Below are 24,990 nucleotides of genomic sequence, written 5' to 3'. Positions count from 1 at the left end.
CGCTGGGTATCGATTCCAGATGACTGTACTACAGACACGTTACCGCGACGCGACCCCCGGAGGTGAGCGGCCGTGAGCCGGTACGTCTGCGGGGACGGCTGTTCGATCGACGCGGACGCGACCGTCGGCTACGGCGAGTTCGACGAACCGACGCGGATCGGCGACGACGCGACGATCCGGGCCGGATCGATCGTCTACGGCGACGTCACGATCGGCGACGAGTTCGCGACGGGCCACGACGTCCTCGTCCGCGAGGAGACCGAAATCGGCGACGACGTCCTCGTCGGGACGAAGACGGTGATCGACGGCCGGACGACCATCGGCGACCACGTCAGCCTCCAGACGAACGTCTACGTCCCGACGGACACGGCCGTCGGGAGCAACGTCTTCGTCGGCCCCGGCGCGGTGCTCACGAACGACGAGTACCCGATCCGGACCGACGCCGGCCTGGAGGGACCGACGATCGAAGACGGCGCCTCGATCGGCGCGAACGCGACGCTGCTGCCGCGGGTGACCGTCGGCGAGAACGCCTTCGTCGCCGCCGGCGCCGTCGTCACCGAGGACGTCCCGCCGGAGACGCTGGCCGTCGGCGCGCCGGCGACGACGCGAACGCTCCCCGACCCCCTCGACGGGCCGAACCAACTCGCATGACCGACCGATCGGTGCCGATCGCCGACCCGGACCTGAGCGAGGCCGCCTACGACCGGGTCCACGCGGTACTGGAGAGCGGCCACCTGGCCGACGGGCCGGAAGTCAGGGCCTTCGAGGAGGAATTCGCCCGCTACTGCGGGACCGACGAGGCCGTCGCGACCTCGAACGGGACGACCGCGCTGGTCGCCGCCCTCGAAGCCCTCGGCGTCGGCGAGGGCGACGCCGTCGTGACCGCGGCGTTCTCGTTCGTCGCGAGCGCCAACGCGATCCGACTGGTCGGCGCCACGCCCGTCTTCGCAGACGTCGACCCGGAGACGTACACCCTCGACCCGGCCGCCGTCGACCGGATCGCCCGCGAGCGCGACGACGTCGCCGGCGTGTTGCCGGTCCACCTCTACGGGCTGCCGGCCGAGATGCCCGCGATCCGCGGGGTCGCCGACGAGCACGACCTGATCGTCGTCGAGGACGCCTGTCAGGCCCACGGCGCCGCGATCGACGGCCGGCGCGTCGGGAGCCTCGGCGACGCCGCCTGTTTCTCGTTCTATCCGACGAAGAACGCGACCGCCGGCGAGGGCGGGATGGTGACCACGGACCGCGCGGACGTCGCCGAGCGGGTCGCAAGCTACGTCAACCACGGCCGGGACGTCGGCGAGGACGGACGCGGCTACGAGCACGTCCGCCTCGGCTCGAACCACCGGATGACGAGCCTCGCCGCCGCCGTCGGCCGCACCCAACTCGAGCGCCTCCCCGAGTTCAACGAGGCGCGCCGGGAGACCGCCGACGTCTACGACGAGCGCCTCGCCGATCTGCCGGTCGAGACGCCGACGGTCCCCGAGGGGTACCGCCACGTCTACCACCAGTACACGATCCGGACCGGCGACCGCGACGCGCTCGCGGCGTCGCTCGAAGAGCGGGGGATCGACACCGCCGTCTACTACCCGACGCCGATCCACCGCCAGCCCGCCTACGAGACCGTCAGCACGGCGGCGGCCGACCTCCCGCGCACCGAGCGGGCGGCCGAGACCGTCCTCTCGATCCCCGTCCACCCGAACGTCTCGGACGAGGACGCACGCGCGGTCGTCGCCGCGATCGCCGACCACTTCGACGCACGATGAGCGATGCACCCTCCGCACGGACCGAGTCGACCGCGACCCCCCTCCGCGCCGGCGTCGTCGGCGTGGGCGCGATGGGGCAGAACCACGCCCGCGTCTACGGCGAACTCCGGAACGTCGACCTCGTCGGCGTCACCGACCTCGACGAGCGGCAGGCGCGGGCGGTAGCCGACGCCTACGGCGCCGACGCCTTCGAGTTCGACGAACTGCTCGATACCTGTGACGTCGTCACCGTCGCCGTCCCGACCGCCGCACACTTCGAGACCGTGTCGGCGTGTCTGGACGCCGGCGTCCACGTCCTCGTCGAGAAACCGATCGCGGACTCCCCCGAGCAGGGCCGACGGCTCGCCGCGAAAGCCACGGAAGCCGACCTCGTCCTGCAGGTGGGCCACGTCGAGCGGTTCAACCCGGCCGTCTCGACCCTCGAAGAACTGATCGACGACCTCGAGGTGATCGCCGTCGAGGGCGAACGCCTCGGGCCGCCGGTCGACCGGACCGACAGGGACGACGTCACCCTCGACCTGATGATCCACGACGTCGACGTCGTCGGCTCGCTGTTCGACGCCGCGCCGGCCTCGATCGCCGCCGCCGGCACCGAGGACGGCCAGTACGCCACCGCGACGATGCAGTACGGCGACGCCATCGTCTCGCTGACCGCGAGCCGTCGCACCCAGAAGAAGGTGCGCAAACTGACCGTGACCGCACGGGAGTGTCTCGTCGAGGTGGACTACCTCGAGCAGTCGGTGCTGATCCACCGCGATTCCTACCCGGAGTACGTCACCGACGACGGGACGCGCCGTTACCGCCACGAGAGCGTCGTCGAGCGCCCGCGGGTCGAGAACGGCGAACCGTTGCGGCGCGAACTCCGGGCGTTCGTCGACGCCGTCCGGACCGGCGGAGAGCCGCCGGTGACCGCCGAGGACGGCGTGCGCGCCCTCGAAACGGTCCGCCGGATCGACGACCTCGTCCGCCGCGGCGCGCCCGAGGTGGTCGCGAAATGAGCGCGGGGCCCTACGGCTCCGCGTCCGCCCGCGAGCGCCGCGAGGCGTTCGCGAGCGGCGAGATTCCCGTCGCCGTCTACGGCCTCGGGAAGATGGGGCTGCCGCTGGCGGCCGTCTACGCCGACGTCGCCGGCGACGTGATCGGCGTCGACGTCGACCCGGACGTCGTCGAGACCGTGAACGCGGGCGAGAGCCACGTCGCCGGCGAACCCGGCCTCGACGACCTCGTCGCCGAACAGGTCGAGCGCGGCCGGTTGCGGGCGACGACCGACGGGGCGACCGCGGCGGCCGAGGCGCGCGTCCACGTCGTCATCGTCCCGACGCTGCTCGACGACGGGGACGACCCCGACCTGACGACCGTCGAGGCGGTCGCCGACGACATCGCGGCCGGCCTCTCGCCGGGCGACCTCGTGATCGCCGAGTCGACGCTCCCGCCGGGGACCTGCCGGGACGTCCTCGTCCCCCACCTCGCCGCCGAGAGCGGCCTCGACCCCGACGAGTTCGGCGTCGCGTTCTGCCCCGAGCGGACGGCCTCGGGGACCGCCCTGCGGGACATCCGCGGGCGGTACCCGAAGGTCGTCGGCGGCGTCGACGACGAGAGCGCCCGCGCGGCCGCGGCGCTCTACGACGAGATCACCGACAACGCGGTTCACGTCGTCTCCGACGCGACGACCGCGGAGGCGGTGAAGGTGTTCGAAGGGGTCTACCGCGACGTCAACATCGCGCTCGTGAACGAACTGGCGACGGCCGCCGACGACCTCGGGGTCTCGGTCCGCGAGGCGATCGAGACCGCCAACGACATCCCGATGTGTCACCTCCACGACCCCGGACCGGGCGTCGGCGGCCACTGCATCCCGAACTACCCGTACTTCCTGCTCTCGCGGGTCGGCCGGGACCTCGAACTCACCCGGACCGCGAGGGGGATCAACGAGGCGATGCCCGGGGTCACCGTCGACCTGCTCGAACGCGAACTCGCCGCCGAGGGCGTCGCCCTCGCGGACGCGTCGGTGCTCGTCCTCGGCTTTACTTACCGGCCGGGCGTCGCGGAGACGCGCTCGTCGCCCGCGATCGGCGTGGTCGAGCGGCTGACCGACGCCGGCGCGGAGGTCTGGGGCGTCGACCCGCTCGTCGATCCCGGCGAGTTCGGCGCCCGCCCCGTCGCGGTCGAGGACCTCCCCGGCCGCGCGTTCGACGCCGCGGTCCTCGTGACCGCGCAGGCGGCGTTCGACCGCATCGACTGGGAGGCCCTGGAACCGATGCTCGTGGTCGACGGCCGGGACGCGCTGTCGCTGGCGGACACCGACCACCGCCGGTACGTCCTCGGCGGCGCGGCCGGCGACCGGCCGGTCGTCTACGACGAGGGCGGCCGCGACCGGGCGACACCGACGCCGCGGCGGACCGACGGCGGCCGCCCCCGCCGCTGACCCCGCTCCGGCGGCGGTAGGCACCCCCGAACCGAGACACGCACGCGTTGACTCGGCGACGCCCGACTGAAACCGATCGATAACAAAGGACGGCTCGGTGTTCTCCCCGGACGATGCAGCCACCGAGTCAGCCGTTCGTGCGGCGGATCGACGGGACCGACGCCGCCCGCGTCCGGTCCCGTCGGGAGGTGAGCCGATGACGAGGACGGTCGTCCTCGGGTTCGACGCGCTCGACTTCACGTACCTCGACCGGTACGCCGACTCGCTGCCGAACTTCGCGGCCCTCCGCGAGCGGGGCGTCGAGGCGCCGCTCGAATCGACTCACCCGCCGTGGACCGGCAGCGCGTGGCCGTCGATGTACACCGGGACGGACCCGAGTCACCACGGCGTCTACGGCTTCTTCGAGTACGACACCTACCCCGACGAGGGGAGTCTGGTCACCCGCCGGGACGTCGACCGGCCCGCGCTGTGGGACTACCTCTCCGAGGCGGGCGCGCGGTCGATCGTGATGAACGTCCCCGTCACCCACCCGGCGGACCCGATCGAGGGGACGCTAGTCCCCGGCTACCTCGCGCCGGACGACGAACCCGGCCACCCCGAGGCGATCCGCGAGGCGCTCTCGGCGGCGATCGGCGAGGAGTACGCGATCTACTCCCGCGGCGAAATCTCCGACGACCCCGAGGAGAAGTTCGAGGGCTACCTCGAACTGCTCGACCAGCGCCGGCGGGCCGGCCTCGAACTGCTCGACGACGAGTGGGACCTCGCGGTCCTGCAGGTCCAGAAGACCGACGCCGTGTTCCACAACTTCGACGACGACGAGCGGTTCCGCGCGGTCTACGAGGCCGCCGACCGGTTCCTCGGCGACGTCCTCGACGCCGTCGGCGAGGGGACGAACGTCGTCGTCTGCTCCGACCACGGCATCGGGCCGGTGACGGGCTACCGGATCTACGTCAACGAGGTGCTCCGCGAGCACGGCTTCGTCGAACCGGCCGACGAGGACGAGCGGCCGACGCTGTCGAGCGAGAAGTCGTCGCTGGTCGGCGTCGAGACTGCCCCGGAGCCGAGCGCGCTCGAACGGGCGCTGCTCGCGGGGGGCCGCCTCGCCGACCGGGTCGGCGTCAGCCCCGTCGACGTCTACGACGCCGCCGAGCGCGTCGGACTGGGCGAGGCTCTCCTCCGGATCGCGCCCGCCTCCATCGGCGACGTCGCCGGCGAGAGCGTCGACTGGCGGAACTCGCGGGCGTACTGTCCCGACGGGACCCGCATGGGCGTCCGGATCAACCTCGCCGGCCGCGAACCCGAGGGGGTCGTCCCGCCGTCGCACTACGACGACGTGCGCGAGGAGCTAATCGGGATCCTCTCGGACCTCGAAACGCCGGACGGCGACCCCGCCTTCGAGTTCGTCTGCGAGCGCGAACGGCTCTACGACGGCCCCGCGGCGTCGCGCGCGCCGGACGTCTGCTTCCTGCCGGCCGGGATGAACCACACCGTCTCGACGGCGCTGTACGGCCGGCGGTTCATCGGGGTCGACGACCACGACCACAAGCGCGACGGCGTCTTCCTCGGCGCCGGGCCGGACGTCGCGGGCCCGGCGCCCGAACGCCTCTCGCTGACCGACGTGGCGCCGATCGCGATGGCGCTGCTCGGTCGGCCAGTCCCGTCGGCGATGACCGGCGAGGTTCCGCCGGGGCTGCTCGCGACGGAACCGACCCGCGCCGACTACGGCGAAGTCGCGTACGCGACGGCGGGCGGTCGGTCGAGCGACGGTGAGGACGACGCCGTGACCGAACGCCTCGAAGACCTGGGCTACCTCTGATGTCGGAGCGAGCGAGCGAACTGTCGGCGTTGCTCTCCAGTGCGGCGCTGGTGATGGTCGGCGGGATCGTCGCGTCGGCGGCGAAACTCGGCGAGCGGGTCGTCGTCGGCCGACTGCTCTCGCCGGAGGCCTACGGGGAGGTGAGCATCGGCATCGCGCTGCTTACCTTCGCGACGACGTTCGCGCTCGCGGGCTGTACGCAGGGCGTCTCGCGGTTCGTCCCGCGGTACGACGACGTCGAGGACCGCCGCGGCGTCTGGGTCAGCGGACTGGCGGTGACCATGACGCTCGCGCTCGCGTTCGCGGCCGCGTTGTTCACGAGCGCGGAGTTTCTCGCCGACCGGCTGTTCGAGGCCGACGTGGCGGTCACCTACGTCCGCGTGCTCGCGGTCGCGCTCCCGTTCGTCGTCGGCTTCCGCGTGGCGATCGCGGCCGTCCGCGGCCACGAGAACACCGTCTACTACACCGCCGCCCACGACCTGCTGGACCCGCTGTTGCGGATCGGGCTGATCGCCGCGCTGATCGTCGCCGGCATGGGCATCGTCGCCGCGGGAATCGCCTACCTCCTGGCGGCGGTGCTCACGTTCGTCGTCGGTCACTACCTGCTGTCGCGGCTGCTGCCGCTTCGCGGGTCGGTTCGGACGCACACGCGCGAACTCGTCCGCTTCTCGGCGCCGCTGGTGGTGTCGACCGTCGTCGGCGTGTTGCTCACGCGGACGGACACGCTGATGCTCGGCTACTTCCGCACCTCGCGCGAGGTCGGCCTCTACGACGCCGCCTACCCGCTCGCCGGCGGCCTGCTCGTCGTGCTCACCGCGTTCGGCTTCCTCTACCTGCCGATGGCCTCCCGACTCGACTCCGAGGGCGAGCGCGACGAGGTCGACTCGATCTACGCGACGACGACGAAGTGGGTCTACGTCGTCACCTTCCCCGCGTTCGTCCTGCTCGTGGTCTTTCCCGCCGACGCGATCCGGATCGTCTTCGGTCCGGAGTACACCGCGGCCGGGCAGATCCTCCCGATCCTCGCGGTCGGCTTCTTCGTCAGCGCCGCGGCCGGCCGCGACCGCGAGACGCTGTCGGCCGTCGGCGCGACCACCTGGATCGCCGTCGGCAACGTCGCCGGCCTGACGATGAACGTCGCGCTCAACCTCCTGTTGATCCCCCAGTACGGCATCGTCGGCGCGAGCGTCGCCTCGGTCACCTCGCTTTTGACCGTCCACCTCGTCATCTGTGGCGTCCTCGCCGTCCGGTACGGGATCACCCCGTTCTCGCCGTCGGCGGTCCGCGCCTACGTCGGCCTCCCGGTGATCGTCCTCCCGACCACCGTGTTGCTCTCGCCGTGGATCACGATCACGCCGCTGACGCTGTTCCCGTTCCTCGTCGCCTGCGGCCTCGCCTCGCTCGTCGCGCTCGCGATCGTCGCCGGCTACGAACCCGACGACCGGGTCGTCGTCGACCTCGTCGAGGACGCGGCCGGGATCGAGATCCCGTTCGTCCGCCGGTGGATCCCGGAATCGAGCGGCTCGGACCCCCTGTCGGCCGACTGATACGGCCGGCGACTCAGTCGACCCGGTAAGAAGCGATCTCCTCGGCGCCGCAGTTCGGGCAGCGCCGCGTCCCCGGGTCGACCGTCGTCCCGCAGTTTCGACACTCGTAGACGGCACTCCGGGCGGTCCCGTCCGCGGGGCCGGCCTCCGGCGTGGCGTCGGTGCCCTCGCCCGGCCACAGGTCAGAGAGGAGATCTGAAAGTCCCATAGAACTCGCTGGCCCCACTTTTTCGCGAGCGCGAATAAGCGTTGTGCGCGCAACCACTGACCGGGAACGCCGGACGAGTCCGCGGCGGCCGCGGCGGCCCGAGAAGGTCGCCGTTAACAAAGCGACGGGGCGACCCCGGAGTACGTAGCCGGAGATGCACGTCCTCACCCTCACGAACAGCGCCGACGCGCCGTTTCTGAACCAGCAGGTGGGCGCCCTCGAGGAGCGCGGCGTCACCTTCGAGACGCTCGCGGTGGGCGGCGAGGCTGGCGCCGGGAACTCCCGGAGTCCGCTCGACTACCTCCGGTTCGTCCCGGAGGTCCTCCGGGAGGCCCGCGACGGGTACGACCTGGTCCACGCCCACTACGGGCTGACGGCGCCGATGGCGCTCGCACAGGTCCGGACGCCGGTCGTCCTCTCGCTGTGGGGGTCGGACGTCCACGGCCCCGTCGCGCCGGTCAGCCGGGCCTGCGCGCCGCTCTGTGACGAGGTCGTCGTGATGTCCGAGGCGATGCGCGAGGCGCTCGGGGTCGACTGCGAGGTGATCCCCGACGGGGTCGACCTCGACCGGTTCGTCCCACGATCCCGGTCGGTAGCCCGCGAGGCCGTCGGCTGGAGCGACGACGAGTACCACGTCCTCTTCCCGTACGCGCCCGAGCGGGAGGTGAAGAACTACCCGCTCGCGCGTCGCGTCGTCGAGGCCGTCGACGAGCGCCTCGAACGCCCGGTCCGCCTGCGGGCCGTCCACGGCGTCGACCACGCCGCCGTCCCCGACTACGTCAACGCCGCGGACGCGCTCTTGCTGACCTCACACAGCGAGGGGTCGCCGAACTCGGTCAAGGAGGCGCTGGCCTGTAACGTCCCCGTCGTCGCAACGGACGTCGGCGACGTCCGCGAGCGCCTCGCCGGCGTCGCGCCCTCGACGGTCGCGACGACCGACCGCGAACTCGTCGACGGCCTGACCGAGGTCCTGGAACGCGGCGGGCGGTCGAACGGCCGGGAGGCCGCCCGCGAGGTGAGCCTCGAGGCGACTGCCGACGCGATGCTCGCGGTCTACCGTCGCGCGGTCGGCACCGAGGGGGCGGCGGGTCGCTCCCGTCGCCCCGCCGCCGCGTCGAGTTCGGGTCCCCGAACCGAGGCGTGACCGCGCCGGTTCCGACCTACCGCCGGCGGGCCGGTACGCTCGCGTTCGTCGGCCTCGCGGTCGCGCGGACGCGGCGGGCGACCTCGCCCATCGTCTCGACGGCCAGCGAGGTCTCCGAGCGCCGGCGGTCGAGGTAGCGCAGGATCGCCCGCATCCGCTCGTCGTCCCGCGGGCCGCGCAGGTTGTTCGGGTGGAGCCACATGTGGTAGACGCCGTCGCCGGCCGCCGCCTCGTCGATCCCGCGGCGGGCGACGGCGACCATCGGGTCCTCCCAGATCGACTCCGCGACGGTTCTGGCCCGCCCCTCGAAGCCGAACAGGAACGTCGAGGCGGGGACGTTCACGAGACCGAACTCGTCGAGTTCGGGTTCGACCAGCAGCGACCGGGTGCCGACCGCCGACTCGACGACGCCCCGGACGCCGTCGGGCGTCGGCGACCGGCCGCGGTAGGCCGAGAACGCCTGTTCGACGAGGGCGTCGCGGTGGCCGACGTCGTTGCGCGGGTAGACGAACGAGTCGAGCGACCGGTCCCACTCGAGGGCGATCTCCCGACAGCGGCGCAGTTCGGCGGTCGCGAGTTCCCGCGAGGTGGCCGGGTCGCCAAAGAGGACGTGCGAGAACGAGTGACAGCCGAGTTCGTGGTCGACGGGCGAGTCGAGGACCGCCTCGACGAGGTCGGGGGCAAACCGGAGTTCCTCGCGGTCGCGCCAGGTCGTCCGCTCGCGCTCGAACCAGCCCTCGGGGGCGGGGTGGTCGGCGTGTTCGCCGTCGCAGGCGTCGAGCATCAGGTGGCCGACGACCGCCCACGTGGCCGGCACGTCGAACTCCGCCGCGAGGTCGAGCATCACCCGCCAGCCGCGGCGGCCGTTCTCGACGCGGTTCGTCGGCGGCGTCTCGAAGTCGTGAAAGCCCCAGCCGAGTTCGGCGTCCAGCGAGATGACTACGCTCCCCACGGAACCCACCACGCTGTGACCTGTTGCATATCACGACGGAATCGAACGGCGGATTTTGTTATGATCGGCCTGTTCGCGGTCGGGCGCCGCATACTGGCGTTGTGCCCGCGAGCGGCCGAATTTTCGGACCATCAGCGTCGGCGGAGTGTGTCGGGTTCGGGATCGTTTCCGTCCTGCAACCGCCGTATAACAAAGCGGGCATCCCGCCACTTCGACCACAGCAGGCGTCGCTGACGCTGAAATCGTAATCATGAGTGGATCTACCCCTGCGTCCGGGCGAGCGTTCGTGCTCGGACTCGACGGCGTGCCGTGGAGCCTGATCGAGCGGTGGAGCGACGAGGGCGAACTCCCAAACTTCGCGCGGATGCGCGAGGAGGGGGCCGCCGGGAGCCTCGAGAGCACGCGGCCCCCGACGACGCCGCTGGCGTGGCCGTCGATCGCCACCGGGGTGTGGCCGGACAAACACGGGGTCTACGGCTTCCAGAATCTCTCGTCGTCGTACTCACACCGGATGTACACCAGCCACGACCTCGCCCAGCCGGCGCTGTGGGAACTGGTTTCGCCGGCGGTCGTCGGCAACGTCCCGATGACCTACCCGGCGACGGAGGTCGACGGGACGCTCGTCACGGGGATGATGACCCCCTCGGTCGACTCGGAGTTCGCCCACCCGCCGGAGTTCGCCGAGGAGGTCCGCGAGCGCATCCCGGACTACCGGATCAGCCTGAACTACCCCGACTACGCCGACCGACTCGAGGAGTTCCCGGCCGCCGTCGACGAGATGCTCGACACGCGCCGGGAACTCATGCGGCTGCTGATGGAGCGCCACGACGACTGGCGACTGTTCTTCTTCGTCTACACCGCTCCCGACCGCTTCCAGCATCTCGTCTGGGACGAGGAGAAACTGCGCGCTCACTACCGCGAACTCGACGACCTCCTCGGGGAGGTGATCGAGTACGTCGACGAGCGCGACGCCGACCTCTACGTCGTCTCCGACCACGGCTTCGGGCCGATCGAACGGCTCGTCTACGTCAACTACTACCTCGAACGCGAGGGCTACCTCGTCGAGCGCGACGACGCGGGCACGCGGGGGGCGCTCGCGAGCCTCGGCATCTCCCGGGAGACCGTCATGGGCGCGCTCAACCGCGTCGGCGTCTCCGAGGAACTGCTGGTCTCGGCGCTCCCGCGGTCGCTGGTCGACTCCGTCGCCGAGCAGATCCCCGGCGACCACGCCCTCTACGACGTCGACTACGACGCGACGATCGCGTTCGTCCACGACGCCGGCAACTGCTACGTCAACGACACCGAACGGTTCGACGACGGCATCGTGCCGCCGAGCCGGGTGCCCGAGGTGAAAGCCGAACTCGTCGACCTCTTCGAGTCGGTCACCGACGAGGACGGCGAGCGCATCCTCGACGTCTTCGACGGCGACGACCTGTTCCCGACCGACGAGCGCTCGCCGGACCTCATCGTCAACGGCCGCGGGATCTACGAGACGCGCAACGCCATCGCCGACGAGCCGATCGGCGACACGGGAAGCACCGTCGCGAGCCACCGGGCGGAGGGGATCGTCCTCTGTCGCGGCCCCTCGATCGAACCCGACGCCGAGTTGAAAGGCGCCCGCGTCGTCGACGTCGCGCCCACGCTCCTCCACGGCATCGGCAGTGCGGTCCCCGAGAACGCCGACGGGCGCGTGCTCTTCGACGCCTTCCGCGAGGACGCCGCGCCCGCCCGGACGAAAGTCGAGCGCGTCGAGGTCACGCGGGCCGACCGCGACGGCACCGTCGACGACGACTTCACCGACGTCGAGGACCGGCTGAAGGGGCTGGGCTACATGGAGTGAGCCAGTCGCCGCCCCCGCTCTGTCGGCCGACCCCACGCGAGCGCCTCGTTCGCAAGCAACGACTCTACCCCGGTCGCGGACGGACCGCCGGTATGGTCGAGGAAGACCTCGAACTCGAACGCGACCTCGGCGAGGCGACCATCGTCTACGAGGACCCCGACGAGGGGACGGTCCGGAAGACGGTCCCGAACGAACACGTCGCGTACTTCCAGGACCACTGGATCGTCAAGACCGACGAGGACGAGGAGGGCAACGACATCGTCCGGCGGATCCCGGCGCGCCGGGTCCACTACGTCGAGCGGTCGGTCGAGCAGTTCGAGGAGGAGGTACAGACGCTGGTCGATCAGGTCCAGTCGTTCGCCGCGGACCTCCGGACCAAGATTCCGGTCGGCAGCGGGGACGACGAGGAGTCCGACGTCCAGCCGATCGAGGTCGACGTGGAGTCCGAGGACGACGGCTGATTACCGCGATCGAACGCGGTCGACGCCGGTCTTCACGGCCTTCAGCGCCGGATACGCGGCGTCGTAGACGGTCACTGGTGCGTTCCGCGCGCCCGCGCGGAAGAGCCGGTGGTGCAGCGGCGACTCCGCCTCGGCGACGAGCCCTTCGAGGTCGGCGCCCTCGAGCCACACGAAGAACGCCCGCTCGGGGGTCGACCGCGGCTCCGTCTCGCGGACGCGCTCGCGGATGTCCGCCCACATGTGTCGCTCGTCCTCCCCGAGGATCCACTCGCCGCGCTCGAACGACCGGCGGATCTCCCGGTAGTCGCCGTCGGCGAACGAATAGCCGTGGTCGGACGGGTCGAGCCCCGCCAGCCGGAGGCCGACGGCGGTCCGGTAGCACTTCTCGCACTCGCCGCAGTTGCCGTCCATCCGGACGTTACAGGTCTGCAACTCGAGGCCGGGGGCCTCCTCGCGGACGTAGTCGGCGATCAGGTCGACGCGTTCCTGACGGGTGAGTTCGTAGGCGTCGTGGTGACAGCGCGTCCCCGACCAGCGGACGTACTCGTCGACGTCGGGTCGGGAGCCCCATTCGAGGTCGATCCCTTCCCAGTGGGTGGCCGCGACGTAGAAGTCCTCGACGCCGCGGGCGTACGCCATCGGCGCACAGAGGCCCAACAGCCCGAGACCGTGGCCGACGGAGCTGTACCAGCCGCCGTCGACGCGCCGGCTGAAGTGCGCCAGCAGCATCGGGTGGTCGAGAAACGAGAGCATGTTCGCCTCGACGAAGTCGGTCTCGACGCCGCGCTCGTCGGCGAACCGCGAGACCCGCGAGCGGACCGCATCCCACTTCTCGTCGTCGCGGGCGTCGGGTGCGATCGTCCAGCCGCGGACGCTCACCAGCCGCGGCCGCTCCTCGCGGTGGCGCACGTACGAACACGTCGAGTCGACGCCGCCGGTGAACAGGAGCGCGCTCTCGCCGCCGGCGTCGGGGTCGGCGTCGACGACCCGCCGGGCGTAGAGCCGGCCCCCGTCGAGGAAGTCGTGCATGGCCAGCAGCGAGGCCTTCACGTCCTCTAGCGCGCGGGCGAACGTCGCGTCGACCTCGTCGACGTAGACGTCGGCGCCGCGAGTCCACGCGACCGGACAGATCTGCGCGAGGACCGGAATCGCGAGGACGCCCTCGGGGACGTCCTCGATCGGGACGTCGTACCGGACCTCGAGGGCCTCGCCGCTGAAAAAGCGGTCGAGGTCGGCGCTGGCGCTGATGTCACAGTGCAGGACGGTACCGTCGGCGGCGAGGGTGTCGATGCGTATCGATGACATGTGCGTGGCGCCCGGAGGGGTCCGTGCCGGTCCCACGACGAAACGGTACAAAAATCGGGAGAATCGTTGACCGCCGTCGAACGGCGGAAACCGCCCCGTAGCCACGGTTGGATGGGCGTACCGGCCGGCGACGCCGGCGTCAGCCGCCGGCTACCGAGACGCGACGCGCCGGGTGCCCCGCGCTCGCGCCGTAGCCCGCCCCTACACGCCCGCATCCGCGCCGGTAGACCGTGCGGCGGCCACGCCGGCGCCGGGCCGGCCGGCCGCGCCGCGGGTATGAGACGTATAACAAACCCGATACACGGATACGTGACCGTCACCCCATGCGTATCGTCACTGCGGTTGACGGCAACGGATCGTACGAGGTGACGCCATGAGGCGGCCGCGCCTGAACGTCCTCCTCGCGATCGGCTTTCTCGCGCTCGCCGGCGGAGTGCTCGCGGCGTGGCAGAACCCGGCGACCGGCTACGAGGCGTCGATCTACTCGGGAACCCCGACGGCGACGTGGGTCGGGATCGGCGTCGCGATGGCCGTCGCCCTCGTCGTGACGATCGCCCGCCGCGGCCGGTATCAGGCGCTCGGGATCGCCCTCGGGGCGACCGGCGTCACGGCGATCGTGAGCCTCCCCGCGGTCAGGGGCTACCGCTTCGCGGGGATGGGCGACGCGCTCACCCACCTCGGCTGGGCGCGGGACTTCGTCGAGGGGACGATGCTCCCGCACGAACTGTTCTACCCCGCGGTACACTCGATCGCGTCGGCGCTGCACCTCGCCGGCGGCGTCTCGCTCGAACGGGCGCTGCTGCTCTCGGTCGTCCTCCTGTTCGTCCCGTTCGTCGTCTTCGTCCCGCTGACGGTGCGGGACATCACCGGGAGCGCCTCGGCGGCCGGCTTCGCGGCGATCGCCTCCTGGTTCGTCCTCCCGATCAACAACGTCTCGACGCACATGGGCGTGCACACGAACTCGAACGCGCTGTTTCTCGTGCCGGTGGTCGTCTTCGCCGGCGTCGCCTACCTGCGCCGACGGACCGCGCTCGAACGGCTCCCGCTCGGGGTCTCGCCGTTCAGCGTGCTCGTGGTCCTCGCCGGCGCCGGCCTGCTGCTCGTCCACCCCCAGCAGATGATCAACGTCGTCGTGCTGTTCGCCGCGATCAGCGGCGTGCAGTTTCTCGCGCGCCGGCGGCTGGACGAGCACCCGATCCTCGAACAGCCGACCGCGTACGCGCACACGGCCCTCCTCGGCGGGCTGTTCGCCGCCTGGGTCGCGGGCAACGAGCGGTTCCGGCGTGCGTTCTCCGGGCTGGTCTACGGCCTCTTCGAGGGCGACATCGGCGGCGGCGCCGAGGTCGACCAGCGGGGCGCCTCGCTCGCCGAGATCGGCGGCAGTCTGGCCGAACTGTTCGCGCTCATGTTCCTCGTCGCCGCGGTGATCGGGCTGATCGTCGCCTGCCACGTCCTGCTGACGTGGCTCGGGCGGACCAGCGCCGACGCCGAGACGCGGACGTTCGTCACCTACCTCGGCGCCTCGCTGTTCCCGCTGGGCGGCATCTTCCTCGTCTACTTCTTCGGGACGCCGACGATGGCGTTCAGGCAGGTCGGGTTCATCTACGTCGTCGTGACGATCCTCGCGGGGGTCGCCCTCGCCAGCGGCTTCGGCTGGCTCTCGCGCCCGCTGACGACGCCGGGGTCGAACGCGCTCGCGGCCGTCTTCCTCGGGGCCTGTCTGGTGCTGTCGCTGCTGACCGTCTTCGCGTCGCCGCTGATCTACACCGCCGGCCAGCACGTCACCGACCAGCAGATGACCGGCTACGAGTCCGCCTTCGAGCACCCGCGGGAGGACGTCGCGTACGCCGGGTACGGCTACTCCCCCGAGCGGTTCGTCGACGGGCTATACGGCGTCGCCGCCACCGAAGACACGTCCTACGTCGCCGGGGGCGAGGGGACCGTCGCCCCCGAGACGTTCGAACGGGGGGACTACAGCGGCGCATACGGCGGACTGGACTACTACTTCGTCGTCACCGAGTACGACACCACGCGGGAACACGAGGTCTACCGCGAACTCAACCACGACGAGGAGGCCCTCGAAGGCATCGCGACCGACCCGAACGTGGACAAAGTCGTCTCAAACGAGGAGTTCCGGATGTACGCCGTCGACGGGGCGGTCTGACGGTTTGCATAGCTTACACGCCGAAGAAGATGCTTGACATCCTCCCCGCCCTGAAGGGCGAGGATTCCCGAGCGTTGGGATATTACGGTTCGCAACTCGCCTGTTCGCTCGGTGCGAAACGCCCCGAGGTTTGGTTGAACAGGTAGGCTACTGGCCGTGCCAACCGACCGTTACCCATATCCCCCGTCGGGGGACTCTGAGTTATCTTTCTGCGGATGTTCACTGCACCGTTCACGTCTGCGTTCATCGTCACTCCGCACGATTCACAGACGTACAAGCCACGCTCCACACGATTCGCGTCACGCTTCCGGCCACAGCACGAACACGTCTTGCTCGTGTCCCGCTCGCTCGTGCGGTCAACGAGAATACCGTGTTCACCAGCCTTGTATTCCAAGAGCGTCGTGAAACGGTCGAACTCCCATCCGTGGAGTTTCTTGTTGCCATGCCTGCCCCAGTTTCGAGCCTCGCCGTTCTCGTTCTCTCGAATCTGACTCAAGTCCCCAATGGCGATGTGACCAACATCGTGGTCGATACACCTCTCAACGATGTGTTTGGCGAGGGCGTGCAGGAAGTGGTTTTTTCGACGCGAGAGTTTCTGCCGAGCGCGAAGGGCACGACGTGACGGCCCGTACTCGCCTTCAGTTTCGTACTCGTCTCGCGTGAAGTAGTGCTTGTCCTGCTTCAGGACGTTCCCCGGATATAGTTCAGCCTCACCGTCATCGTAGGCGATTGCGAGGTAGTTCTTGATACCAAGGTCGATACCCGCCGCGTTATCGCCGGGTGCGTCCTCGACGGGAATTTCGACTTTGCAGACAAGGTGGAGTTCCCAGCGGTCGCCGTTCCACACGGCTCGTACTTGCTGGATGTTCTCCACGGTCACGTCCGGGCGCGTCTCGTACTCTGCGAGGATGAAGTCCGAGCGGTGGGCCTTCAGGTTGAAGCCCTTGCTCAGACGGAGTTTGTTGTGCTTAAAGTCGTGCTTGATGCCGTTCTGCTTCCACGTCACGGTGGAGCGCGGATGGTTGTCACCTCGCTTTCGGTAGCCGGGAGGATTCGCGCCCGTGTCGTCGTTCTTGCGCTTTTTGAACCAACCGTTGAACGCCTCAGCGAGTTCTTCGAGAACGCGCTGACTTGACTGAGAATGGAGGTCACTGTAGCGTTCGTGGGCTTTTAATTCGCGCTTGAGGTCGGCTTCGGACGGAATCTCACCGGTTTCGTCCCACACTTGTTGGGCGTGGTAGCGAGCGACGTTCCACAGTTTGGACGCTGAGTATCCGCAGTCATCGAGGTCGTCACTCACCTGTTGGTGATTGACGATTTTCGCCCGATAGGTACGGGTTGTCTCCAGCATCGTACTGTGTTCATAAGAACTTATAGTAAATTCAGCATTAAAAGTAACGACTGGAACGTGGAATATCCTGCCTTGCCATCGACGGTGGATTGTGGAGGAATTGTCGGCTGTATCCCCGCCCTGAAGGGCGGGGTTTTAGCCTTGTAACCTCCATAACAAAGCCCGACACACCCTTCCTGCCTGATACGACACATGCCAGCCCTCGACGACTTACGCGTGCTCGATCTGACGAGGGTCCTCGGTGGACCGTACTGTACGATGCTGCTGGCGGATCTGGGCGCGGACGTGGTCAAGATCGAACCGCCGGGCGGGGACTTCGTCCGCGAGACGCCGCCGTTTCACGAGGACGACGACAGCTTCGGCGGCTACTTCCAGAGCGTCAACCGCGGCAAGCGCAGCCTCGAACTCGACTTCACCGACGAGACCGACCGCGAGCACTTCCGATCGCTCGTCGAGGAGGCGGACGTCCTCGTGGAGAACTACCGCGTCGGGACGATGGAGAAGTTCGGCCTCGAGTACGAACGGCTCGCCGAGATCAACCCGCAACTGGTCTACGCCTCGATGCGGGGGTTCGGCGACCCGCGCACCGGCGAGAGCCCGAAACAGCACGAACCGGCGTTCGACCTCGTCGCGCAGGCGCTCGGCGGGATCATGCACCTCACCGGACAGGAGGACGGCCCGCCGACGAAGGTCGGCTTCGGCATCGGCGACATCTTCACGGGCGTCCTCCACGCCGTCAACATCCTCGCGGCCGTCCACTACCGCGACCGGACCGGCGTCGGCCAGTTCGTCGACACCGCGATGTACGACGCGATGATCAGCCTCGCCGAGCGCGCCGTCTACCAGTACTCCTACACCGGCGAGGTGCCCAAGCGACAGGGCAACTCCCACCCGACGCTGTTTCCCTACAACGCCTTCGAGGCCGCGGACGGCTACGTCGTCGTCGCCGCCCTCGGGGACAACCACTGGGCGAGCCTCTGCGAGGCGATGGGCCGCCCCGAGTGGGTCGTCGACTACCCCGACGCCCGCGACCGCCTCGAAGCGCGCGACGAACTCCGCGCGGCGATCGGCGACTGGGTCGCCGACCGGACCGTCGACGAGGTGTGCTCGGCGCTGGGCGACGACGTCCCCTGTGCCCCGGTCCAGACCGTCGCCGACGTCTACGAGTGCGAACACGCCGAGCGGCGGGAGATGCTGGTGGAGTCGGCCCTGCCGGACGCCGAGGGGACGGTCACCATCGCGGGGACGCCGCTGAAGATGACGAAGACGCCGCCGTCGCCGGGCGAGCGCGCGCCCCTGCTCGACGAGCACCGCGGCGAACTGCTCGAAACCGACCCGGCGGCCGACGTCGAGGGCGTCGTCGAGGGCGACTCCGGCAAGGTGGGCGTCTCCGACGGCGGCACGCCCGAGGACTGATCCGAACGAGGACACGATGGCCACCGAACGCTCACAGCCCGGCGACGACGCGGCGGAGGCGACGACCGAGACCGAAAGCGAGCGCGCGGACGTAGACGCCGGGGACGACCCCTACGTGATCCGGCCCTACGAGGCCCGCGACCGGGAGGGCTTTCTCGACCTGTACGACCTCGTGCTCGGCGACCGGAACGACGAGTGGTTCCGCTGGAAGTACGAGGAGAACCCCTACGCGGACCACGTCCCCATCGTGCTCGCGACGTTCGAGGGCGAGGTCGTCGGGACGAAGCCCTGCTTCGCCCTCGAGTTGCGCGCTGGCGACCGGAGGCTGCGGGGGTTCCAGCCGGCGGACGTCATGGTCCACCCCGACCATCGCCGGCGGGGACTGTACTCGCGGACCACCGAGCGGATGAAAGAACGGTACCGCGACCGCGACCCGTCGCTGTTCTTCAACTTCCCGAACGAGGCCACGCTCAACGGCAGCCTCAAACACGGCTGGCGGATCGTCGAGGAGGTGCCGACGTTCTACCGCGTCCAGCACCCCGACGCCCTGATCGGCGACGGCGCGGACGACCGCCTGCGGCTACTGGCGAAACTCTCGCGGGGGCCGATGGGACTGTACCTGCGCGGGCGCGAGGCGACCGCTCCCCGGACGAGCGGCGTCACCGTCGAGCGGTTCGACGACGTCCCGGTCGGCGTCTTCGTCGACCTCTACGAGCGGTCGGTCCCGCCGACGCTCCACGCGAACCGGAACGAGACGTTCTACGGCTGGCGGTTCGAGAACCCGAAGTGGGAGTACGACGCCTACGTCGCACGCCGCGGCGGCGAACCGATCGCTGGGGTGATCGCCGGGACGCAGGTCCGCGACGGGGCCCTCGTGACGTGTCTCACCGACGTCGTCCCGCTCGCCGAGGCGGACGGCAGGCGCGAGGGACTGGTCGCGATCGTCGAGCGGATCGTCGAGGACGAACGCGACGCCGACCTGCTCGCGGCGAGCGGCCGGGCGGTCCCGCGGGACCTCCTCGCGCGGTTCGGCTTCCGGTCGGACGAGTCGCCGCCGCTGTCGGAGTTCACCGTCCGAACGACCCAGGTGACCTACCCGATCGCCGCCGACGACGGCCACGAGTGGACCGTCGCCGACCGGGCCATCGCGGACCCGCGGAACTGGACCGTCACGTTCGCCGAACAGGACACCCGCTGATCGTCCGCCCCGAACCGCGAAACCGGCCGATAATAGTCTATTACTCGTTCGGAACGGCTCCACCGCCCGCGTAATAGACGGTTTTCGTTCGCGCGGTCCCGACGGTCGACCGGACCCGACGGTCGTTCGTTCACGCACGAACCGTCATAGTTTGCTAGCGGTTCCATATAGATCTAAAAATCTTCAGTAAATTTTAACCCCGTCAATAAGGAAAAGTTTATGGGCCCAACTGCTTATTACCCGGACGCAATGCCGCATGAACCCCCTACGACCGAAGACGCGTCCCTCCCGACCGCCGGCCGTAATTCGCGGTTAACGCGGCGCTCGTACGTCCGCTCGCTGGCGGCCGTCGCCGCGGTGGGCGCGTCGTCCGCCGCGGTGGCCGGCACCGCGGCCGCCCAGCAGGAGTACGAGACCATCACGATCTCGGCGGGCGAGGACCGGACCATCCGGGTCGAGAGCGGCGAAACGTTCGAGAACGTTCTGTTCGACTGCACCGCTCCCGGCGCCCGCGTGACGGTCGCCGCCCACGGCACCGACTGGACGATCCGCAACGTCGCGGTCAAAGGGGAACTCGACGTCGGCAAGCCGGGCGCCGTCTTCGGCGTCTCGGACACCGGCGGCAACACGAGCACGTTCGAGAACGTCTACCTCGGGGACGGCAGCACCAACGCCGGCCACTCGACGGCCGAGACTGCCATCTGGGTCAGCCCCGAGCACAGCGGCCACATCGACTTCGAGCGCGTCAACGTACAGGCGTTCTCGGACAACGGCATCTACGCCTCCGCGCCCGGCGGCAAGGGCGGGGGCACCGTCCACATCGACTCGAGTTACGCGGCCAACTGTCGCATCTCTCACTTCCGGATCGGCTCCGAGGGGAGCAAGGTGACGAACTCGACGGTCTGCATCGACGAGGACGGCTACGCCGGTCGCGGCGTCTGGTGTTGGGCACCGGGCGAGGTCGCGATCGACGACTGCCAGCTCGCGACGAACGGCCGCCACTACGCGGTCGTCGGCGGCGCGAACGGCCGGGGCTCGACCGTGACCATTCGCAACACGGACTGGAACGGCGACGGCATCCTCCCCAACGGCGGCGACATCAGCGAAGCGGGCGGCAACGGCTCGAACCCCGAAGACGTCGTCCCCGACGGCGTCCCCACGAGCCCCGAGGAGGCCGCCTCCGGCGGCCGTGACTGACGGCTCCGCTGACGACTCGGCCCTCCGCCTTCGATCCCCGCCGACGGTTCGGCTCTCCGCTCCCGAACTCCCTCTCACTCCGCGCGTGGGTTCGCGGGCTCGCGAGCGGTTTCGATCGCCGCCCCCTCAAAGCGCCGCGCTCGCGGCCACGTCCGACGCGGCGTCGATGATCCGCTTTCGCTCCCGTTCGCTCTCGAGGAACGCCTCGACCACGTCCCGGCCGATGGCCGCCAGTTCAGGGACGTCGGCCGGTTCCCACTCGAACGGGTCGTCTCCCCGGAGTTCGACGCGTTGCTCCTCCGGACGCCACACGTAGCGCCACCGCCGGCCGCGGACGGCGATGGCGGGATCGTAGTTGCGGCCCACGACGACCGGTTCGAGGAGGTCCTCGTAGGCGTCGCCGGTCGCCAGCGCGGTGAGCAGCGACGGGAGTCGGCGCAGCGAGAACGGCCGCTCGACAGAGCCGGTGGGCCCGTTGGCCACCACCAGCGGGACGTGCAGCGCCTCCTCGGAGACCTTCGGCCCGTGGCCGTACATGCCGTCCTCGCCGAACCCCTCGCCGTGGTCGCTGGTGACCGCGATCAGGGGGTCGCCCTCGACGTCGTCGAGGAACCGCTCGAAGAACGCGTCGGTGTACCGCACGGCGTCGTCGTACGACTGGACCAGCACGTCGTGGAACAGCGACTGCAGCGGGAGTTCGTACTTGCCGACGAACAGCGAGGCGTTCGCCGGGTAGGTCAGCAGCCGCGAACGGGTGCGGTAGCCGTCGCCGGGGAAGTAGGGCATGTGGACGTCGACGAGGAAGATCCAGCAGAAGTACGGCGACTCGAGGTCCGCGAGGGTCGTCTCGATCTCGTCGTACAGCGACTCCCAGGACATGAACATATCCTGTCCCTGCCACCAGTTGAGCACCTGCGCGAGCACGTCGCGTGCGAGTCCGCGGTCGTTCCCCTCGGCGACGAGCCCCTTCGAGAGGTTGTCGTCCATCGTGTCCTCGAAGCGGTCGAAGTCCCGGTCGAACGCGAAGTACCGCGACGTCCACGGGTTCGCGGTGATCCCGGCCGTCTCGTAGCCGAGTTCCGAGAACCGCTGGGGAATCGTCCGGAGCGCGCTCATGTGCTCGCGAGTGCGCTCGGTGTAGTTCGAGAGGTCGGACTCGAGTTTCGGGTTCGAGTACTGGCCGGTGAACGTCGTCGCGACCGAGCCGTTGGTCTCCGGCGCGGGGGCGACGGCGTTCTCGAAGACGAGGCCGTCCGCGGCCAGCGCGTCGAGCGTCGGCGTCACGTCGGCCCCGCCCCCCATGAAGCCACAGCGGTCGGCGCGCAGGCTGTCGACGGTGATCAGGACGACGTCACGCGGTTCCGTCATGGGTCGTCACGACGCGGAGTCGGTCCTTTGTTATCGCCCGGGTTCCGTCCGACGGGCGTCGAGCGGGCGGGCGGCACCGCGAGCCGGCGGAAGTGACGGGAAAATTATATTCCGGGTACGAACGATGTCGCGAGCCGAACGTCCGGTACCCGCGGAATAACAATGCGATTGGACAGTAACCGGACGGACACGCTATGGAGCAGCGAAACCTCACCGACGCTGACGTGGACGCCCGGGCGACGGCCGTCGAACTCCCGACGCCCCTCGTCGACCGGGTCGACGCGCGGATCGAACGCACCGAGTTCGAGACCGCAGACGAGTACGTGACGTACGTCCTCGAGGAGGTCCTCGGGCGCGTCGAGGCCGAGAGCGACGACGACCCCGACGGGACCGTCGACCGCGAGGAGGTCGAGACGCGCCTGCGCTCGCTCGGCTATCTCGACTGAGCGGCCCGCGGCGGCCGACCCTGACGGTTCCTCGTCACGACTCGCGGCCGGCCGTCCGTCCCGAAACCGGTAATACGGTATTACCGAGCGCCAACCCGCCGCCGCCTCCTAATAATCCTTGCTAAACGTAGAAGATATTCTGAACGATCCTCCAGTAACAAGAGAATGTATGTAAATTTTAATAGTGGAGAGAACGAAATGTTTATGGGGGAATCCCGAGGTTACCCGAATGCATGGCACGCGAACCTTCGGTACTGGACGACGACGACGAACCCGCCGGAATCGGCCGCGAGAGCGCCGATCGCGGGCGTAATGGTGGATTACTCCACCGCCGCTCGTACCTGAAGCTAGCCGGGTCGGCCGCCGCGGCGGCGGCGACGACGGCCGCGGCCGCGACGACGGCCGCGGCGGACGAGGACGACTACGAAGTCGTGAAACTCTCGCGCGGCGAGAAGCGACAGTTCTTCGTCGACGACGGCGAGACGTTCGAGAACGTCCTGATCGACTGTACGGCCGGCGGTTGCTGGCCGCAGATCATCGCACACGGGACGAACTGGACGATCCGCAACGTGGGGATCAAGGGCCGGATCGGCGACGCGAACGCCGTCCTCGGCGTCTCCGACCGCGGCGGCAACCGGTCGCTGATCGAGAACGTCTACCTCGGGGACGGCGCGACTGCCGGCCACCGCCACGGCCTCGGCCTCTGGGTCGCCCCCCAGCACAGCGGTCACATCGACATCCGGAACGTCAACATCCAGGAGATGGGCGACAACTCCTTTTACTGCTCCGCGCCCGGCGGCAATGGCGGGGGCACCATCCACATCGACAACTGCTACTCCGCGAACTCCTGGGTCTCGCACTTCCGTCTGTCCGAGGGGAAGGTGACGAACAGCGTCGCCGTCAACGACGAGCGACACAAGGACGGTCGCGGCGTCTGGGGGTGGGCCCCCGGTCCGGTCGAGGTGGAGAACTGCCACCTCGCGATGAACGGCCGCCACTACTCGCTGCACGCCCGCGGGGGCGTCCTGAACGTCTCGAACACCGAGTACGACCGCGGCTACGGCGACGAGGGCACCCGTACCGTTCAGGGCGGATCGATCAACTTCCGCGGCGGCAACGGCTCGAACCCCCGGGAATTCGTCCCCGAGGGCTGTCCGACCTCCGCCGCGGAGGCCGCCGCGGGCGGGTCGAGTTCCGCCGGCGAGCAGGAGGAAGAACGGATCCTCCCGAACACCATCGTCTTCGACGGCCGCGGCGCCGGCGACAACACGAGCTACGAGTTCGCGGCCTCCGGCGACGTCGCGCCGAGCACCGACGAGGACGCGACGATCGACGCCGAGGCCACGGTCGACGGCAAGCGCGCGAGCGGCGTCGTCGCCAACTGGCTCGACGCCTTCCGCTTCGAGGGCGAACTCGAGGAGTTGACCGTCGACGGCCCCGCGACCGTCCGGGTCAACGGCGTCGAGATCGACCCCGACGAGTTCGACGGCGGGCCCGACCACGTCCTCGTCGTCGAGGGCTCCGAGGCGGGCGTCACCCGCTACGAGTTCGTCGTCGACGGCCCGGTCGAGAAGTCCGACGACGGGGGCGCCTCGATCGACGACGAGGACGAGATCGACGACGGCGCCGTCCACGGCGTCGTCGCCAACTGGAAGGACGCCTACCGCTTCGACGGCGACCTCGAATCGCTGACCGTCGACGGCCCCGCGACCGTCACGCTCGACGGTGAGGTGGTCGACCCTTTTGAGTACGGCGAGGCGCTCCCCCACGTCCTCGAGGTCGTCGGCGACGGGAGTCCCTCGAGTTTCGAGATCACGGTCGACGGCACGATCGAGATCGACGGCGACGACGACCCGAACGACGAGGCGACGGTGATCTCCGGATCGACCGTCCAGAGTTCGGTCACCGACGGCACCCAGCGGTTCCGGTTCTCCGGGGCGCTGACCGACGTGACGTTCACGAGCGGCGAGGCCACCGTCAGGCTCGACGGCGAGGCGATCGACCCCGACGAGTACGGCGACCAGGACCTCCTGCCACACGCCATCGTCTTCGACGGCCGCGAGGCCGACGGGCGGAGTCGCTACTCGTTCGCGGTCGACGGCCGCGTCCGCAAGTCGGACCACCGCGGCGCTTCGATCGACGACGAGGACGTCGTCGAGGGCCGGGCCGTCCGCGGCTCGGTCGGCGGCTGGCTCGACGCCTACTGGTTCGACGGCGATCCGGAGGACGTCACCGTCTCCGGTGACGCGCGCGTTCACGTCGACTACAACGTCCGCGAGCAGTAAGCGTTCGCGGCGGGCGGACGCGTCGCCCCACGAGTCGCGGCCGACGCCGACGGCTCGCGAGCGCGGCGTCTCGACAGAAGGTGGCTCCCGCGCCGGGAACAGGT

General features: G+C 69.6%; 20 protein-coding genes. 15 read left to right on the top strand and 5 right to left on the bottom strand.

All coding sequences use genetic code 11. The features are described from left to right. Nucleotides 1–72: 72 nt before the first annotated feature. From NKG98_RS04985 to NKG98_RS04960, 6 genes are all read left to right on the top strand, one after another. Nucleotides 73–651, top strand: a complete 579-nt coding sequence (locus NKG98_RS04985) for an acyltransferase (RefSeq protein WP_254768561.1) — start codon at nucleotides 73–75, stop codon at nucleotides 649–651. Beyond that, nucleotides 648–1,766, top strand: a complete 1,119-nt coding sequence (locus tag NKG98_RS04980; protein ID WP_254768560.1) for a DegT/DnrJ/EryC1/StrS family aminotransferase — start codon at nucleotides 648–650, stop codon at nucleotides 1,764–1,766. Before NKG98_RS04985 ends, NKG98_RS04980 begins: the two co-directional genes overlap by 4 nt. Beyond that, on the top strand, nucleotides 1,763–2,764 hold the full coding sequence (locus NKG98_RS04975) for a Gfo/Idh/MocA family protein (protein WP_254768559.1): 1,002 nt from the start codon (nucleotides 1,763–1,765) through the stop codon (nucleotides 2,762–2,764). The genes NKG98_RS04980 and NKG98_RS04975 overlap by 4 nt, the downstream gene beginning before the upstream one ends. Beyond that, a complete protein-coding gene (locus tag NKG98_RS04970) occupies nucleotides 2,761–4,188 on the top strand; it encodes a nucleotide sugar dehydrogenase (RefSeq protein ID WP_254768558.1) in 1,428 nt (475 codons plus the stop codon). The genes NKG98_RS04975 and NKG98_RS04970 overlap by 4 nt, the downstream gene beginning before the upstream one ends. Before the next feature lie 196 nt (nucleotides 4,189–4,384). Beyond that, entirely contained in the window at nucleotides 4,385–6,004 is a 1,620-nt protein-coding gene (locus NKG98_RS04965; RefSeq protein ID WP_254768557.1) for an alkaline phosphatase family protein, read from the top strand. Continuing rightward, nucleotides 6,004–7,551 carry a flippase gene (locus NKG98_RS04960; protein WP_254768556.1) on the top strand — a complete coding sequence of 516 codons (1,548 nt, stop codon included), beginning with the start codon at nucleotides 6,004–6,006 and terminating at the stop codon, nucleotides 7,549–7,551. The genes NKG98_RS04965 and NKG98_RS04960 overlap by 1 nt, the downstream gene beginning before the upstream one ends. A gap of 13 nt (nucleotides 7,552–7,564) precedes the next feature. On the opposite strand, the gene NKG98_RS04955 is transcribed toward NKG98_RS04960, so the two are convergent. Continuing rightward, nucleotides 7,565–7,759, bottom strand: coding sequence for a zinc-ribbon domain-containing protein (locus NKG98_RS04955; RefSeq protein WP_254768555.1), 195 nt, complete (start codon nucleotides 7,757–7,759; stop codon nucleotides 7,565–7,567). 154 nt (nucleotides 7,760–7,913) lie between these two features. Here NKG98_RS04955 and NKG98_RS04950 point away from each other — a divergent pair, with 154 nt between their 5' ends. Next, nucleotides 7,914–8,903 (top strand): glycosyltransferase, encoded by a 990-nt coding sequence (locus NKG98_RS04950; protein WP_254768554.1) that lies wholly within the window; start codon nucleotides 7,914–7,916, stop codon nucleotides 8,901–8,903. A 16-nt stretch (nucleotides 8,904–8,919) separates the two neighbouring features. Here NKG98_RS04950 and NKG98_RS04945 read toward each other — a convergent pair whose 3' ends face one another. Next, on the bottom strand, nucleotides 8,920–9,864 hold the full coding sequence (locus NKG98_RS04945) for a polysaccharide deacetylase family protein (protein ID WP_254769424.1): 945 nt from the start codon (nucleotides 9,862–9,864) through the stop codon (nucleotides 8,920–8,922). A 241-nt stretch (nucleotides 9,865–10,105) separates the two neighbouring features. Here NKG98_RS04945 and NKG98_RS04940 point away from each other — a divergent pair, with 241 nt between their 5' ends. Together NKG98_RS04940 and NKG98_RS04935 are read left to right on the top strand one after the other, a co-directional pair. Then, entirely contained in the window at nucleotides 10,106–11,695 is a 1,590-nt protein-coding gene (locus NKG98_RS04940; RefSeq protein WP_254768553.1) for an alkaline phosphatase family protein, read from the top strand. Nucleotides 11,696–11,787: 92 nt separating this feature from the next. Next, a complete protein-coding gene (locus NKG98_RS04935) occupies nucleotides 11,788–12,156 on the top strand; it encodes a hypothetical protein (RefSeq protein WP_254768552.1) in 369 nt (122 codons plus the stop codon). On the opposite strand, the gene NKG98_RS04930 is transcribed toward NKG98_RS04935, so the two are convergent. Beyond that, nucleotides 12,157–13,461 (bottom strand): hypothetical protein, encoded by a 1,305-nt coding sequence (locus tag NKG98_RS04930; protein ID WP_254768551.1) that lies wholly within the window; start codon nucleotides 13,459–13,461, stop codon nucleotides 12,157–12,159. It lies immediately after the preceding gene. 373 nt (nucleotides 13,462–13,834) lie between these two features. Between NKG98_RS04930 and NKG98_RS04925 the strand changes: the two genes are divergently transcribed. Beyond that, on the top strand, nucleotides 13,835–15,625 hold the full coding sequence (locus NKG98_RS04925; protein WP_254768550.1) for a hypothetical protein: 1,791 nt from the start codon (nucleotides 13,835–13,837) through the stop codon (nucleotides 15,623–15,625). A gap of 82 nt (nucleotides 15,626–15,707) precedes the next feature. On the opposite strand, the gene NKG98_RS04920 is transcribed toward NKG98_RS04925, so the two are convergent. Further along, entirely contained in the window at nucleotides 15,708–16,976 is a 1,269-nt protein-coding gene (locus NKG98_RS04920; protein ID WP_254768549.1) for an RNA-guided endonuclease InsQ/TnpB family protein, read from the bottom strand. Between the two features lie 192 nt (nucleotides 16,977–17,168). On the opposite strand from NKG98_RS04920, the gene mct reads away from it, so the two are divergent. The 3 genes from mct to NKG98_RS04905 all read left to right on the top strand — a co-directional run bounded on the left by mct (nucleotide 17,169) and on the right by NKG98_RS04905 (nucleotide 20,787). Continuing rightward, nucleotides 17,169–18,392 (top strand): succinyl-CoA:mesaconate CoA-transferase, encoded by a 1,224-nt coding sequence (gene mct, locus NKG98_RS04915; RefSeq protein ID WP_254768548.1) that lies wholly within the window; start codon nucleotides 17,169–17,171, stop codon nucleotides 18,390–18,392. Nucleotides 18,393–18,408: 16 nt separating this feature from the next. Then, the gene (locus tag NKG98_RS04910) at nucleotides 18,409–19,590 is read left to right on the top strand and encodes a GNAT family N-acetyltransferase (RefSeq protein ID WP_254768547.1); all 1,182 of its coding nucleotides are present in this window, start codon (nucleotides 18,409–18,411) and stop codon (nucleotides 19,588–19,590) included. A gap of 249 nt (nucleotides 19,591–19,839) precedes the next feature. After that, nucleotides 19,840–20,787 (top strand): hypothetical protein, encoded by a 948-nt coding sequence (locus tag NKG98_RS04905; protein WP_254768546.1) that lies wholly within the window; start codon nucleotides 19,840–19,842, stop codon nucleotides 20,785–20,787. A 126-nt stretch (nucleotides 20,788–20,913) separates the two neighbouring features. Here the strand turns inward: NKG98_RS04905 and NKG98_RS04900 are convergent, their stop codons facing one another. Next, nucleotides 20,914–22,155 carry a sulfatase gene (locus tag NKG98_RS04900; RefSeq protein ID WP_254768545.1) on the bottom strand — a complete coding sequence of 414 codons (1,242 nt, stop codon included), beginning with the start codon at nucleotides 22,153–22,155 and terminating at the stop codon, nucleotides 20,914–20,916. Between the two features lie 194 nt (nucleotides 22,156–22,349). On the opposite strand from NKG98_RS04900, the gene NKG98_RS04895 reads away from it, so the two are divergent. Both NKG98_RS04895 and NKG98_RS04890 read left to right on the top strand, forming a co-directional pair. Beyond that, the gene (locus tag NKG98_RS04895) at nucleotides 22,350–22,601 is read left to right on the top strand and encodes a hypothetical protein (RefSeq protein ID WP_254768544.1); all 252 of its coding nucleotides are present in this window, start codon (nucleotides 22,350–22,352) and stop codon (nucleotides 22,599–22,601) included. Nucleotides 22,602–22,834: 233 nt separating this feature from the next. Then, on the top strand, nucleotides 22,835–24,886 hold the full coding sequence (locus tag NKG98_RS04890) for a right-handed parallel beta-helix repeat-containing protein (protein WP_254768543.1): 2,052 nt from the start codon (nucleotides 22,835–22,837) through the stop codon (nucleotides 24,884–24,886). The last annotated feature ends 104 nt before the right edge of the window (nucleotides 24,887–24,990 follow it).

Origin of the sequence: Salinilacihabitans rarus, assembly GCF_024296665.1 — an archaeon.
GTDB classification, from domain to species: Archaea; Halobacteriota; Halobacteria; order Halobacteriales; family Natrialbaceae; genus Salinilacihabitans; species Salinilacihabitans rarus.
Note: the sequence above shows the minus strand (reverse complement) of the source record. Positions and strands in the feature narration are given on the sequence as shown.

What these genes read in the sequence shown, in the direction of transcription:
- NKG98_RS04980 (WP_254768560.1), top strand. Translation starts at nt 648, where the DNA reads ATGACCGACCGATCGGTGCCGATCGCCGACCCGGACCTGAGCGAGGCC.
- NKG98_RS04975 (WP_254768559.1), top strand. Translation starts at nt 1,763, where the DNA reads ATGAGCGATGCACCCTCCGCACGGACCGAGTCGACCGCGACCCCCCTC.
- NKG98_RS04970 (WP_254768558.1), top strand. Translation starts at nt 2,761, where the DNA reads ATGAGCGCGGGGCCCTACGGCTCCGCGTCCGCCCGCGAGCGCCGCGAG.
- NKG98_RS04965 (WP_254768557.1), top strand. Translation starts at nt 4,385, where the DNA reads ATGACGAGGACGGTCGTCCTCGGGTTCGACGCGCTCGACTTCACGTAC.
- NKG98_RS04960 (WP_254768556.1), top strand. Translation starts at nt 6,004, where the DNA reads ATGTCGGAGCGAGCGAGCGAACTGTCGGCGTTGCTCTCCAGTGCGGCG.
- NKG98_RS04955 (WP_254768555.1), bottom strand. Translation starts at nt 7,759, where the DNA reads ATGGGACTTTCAGATCTCCTCTCTGACCTGTGGCCGGGCGAGGGCACC.
- NKG98_RS04950 (WP_254768554.1), top strand. Translation starts at nt 7,914, where the DNA reads ATGCACGTCCTCACCCTCACGAACAGCGCCGACGCGCCGTTTCTGAAC.
- NKG98_RS04940 (WP_254768553.1), top strand. Translation starts at nt 10,106, where the DNA reads ATGAGTGGATCTACCCCTGCGTCCGGGCGAGCGTTCGTGCTCGGACTC.
- NKG98_RS04935 (WP_254768552.1), top strand. Translation starts at nt 11,788, where the DNA reads ATGGTCGAGGAAGACCTCGAACTCGAACGCGACCTCGGCGAGGCGACC.
- NKG98_RS04930 (WP_254768551.1), bottom strand. Translation starts at nt 13,461, where the DNA reads ATGTCATCGATACGCATCGACACCCTCGCCGCCGACGGTACCGTCCTG.
- NKG98_RS04925 (WP_254768550.1), top strand. Translation starts at nt 13,835, where the DNA reads ATGAGGCGGCCGCGCCTGAACGTCCTCCTCGCGATCGGCTTTCTCGCG.
- NKG98_RS04920 (WP_254768549.1), bottom strand. Translation starts at nt 16,976, where the DNA reads ATGCTGGAGACAACCCGTACCTATCGGGCGAAAATCGTCAATCACCAA.
- mct (WP_254768548.1), top strand. Translation starts at nt 17,169, where the DNA reads ATGCCAGCCCTCGACGACTTACGCGTGCTCGATCTGACGAGGGTCCTC.
- NKG98_RS04910 (WP_254768547.1), top strand. Translation starts at nt 18,409, where the DNA reads ATGGCCACCGAACGCTCACAGCCCGGCGACGACGCGGCGGAGGCGACG.
- NKG98_RS04905 (WP_254768546.1), top strand. Translation starts at nt 19,840, where the DNA reads ATGCCGCATGAACCCCCTACGACCGAAGACGCGTCCCTCCCGACCGCC.
- NKG98_RS04900 (WP_254768545.1), bottom strand. Translation starts at nt 22,155, where the DNA reads ATGACGGAACCGCGTGACGTCGTCCTGATCACCGTCGACAGCCTGCGC.
- NKG98_RS04895 (WP_254768544.1), top strand. Translation starts at nt 22,350, where the DNA reads ATGGAGCAGCGAAACCTCACCGACGCTGACGTGGACGCCCGGGCGACG.
- NKG98_RS04890 (WP_254768543.1), top strand. Translation starts at nt 22,835, where the DNA reads ATGGCACGCGAACCTTCGGTACTGGACGACGACGACGAACCCGCCGGA.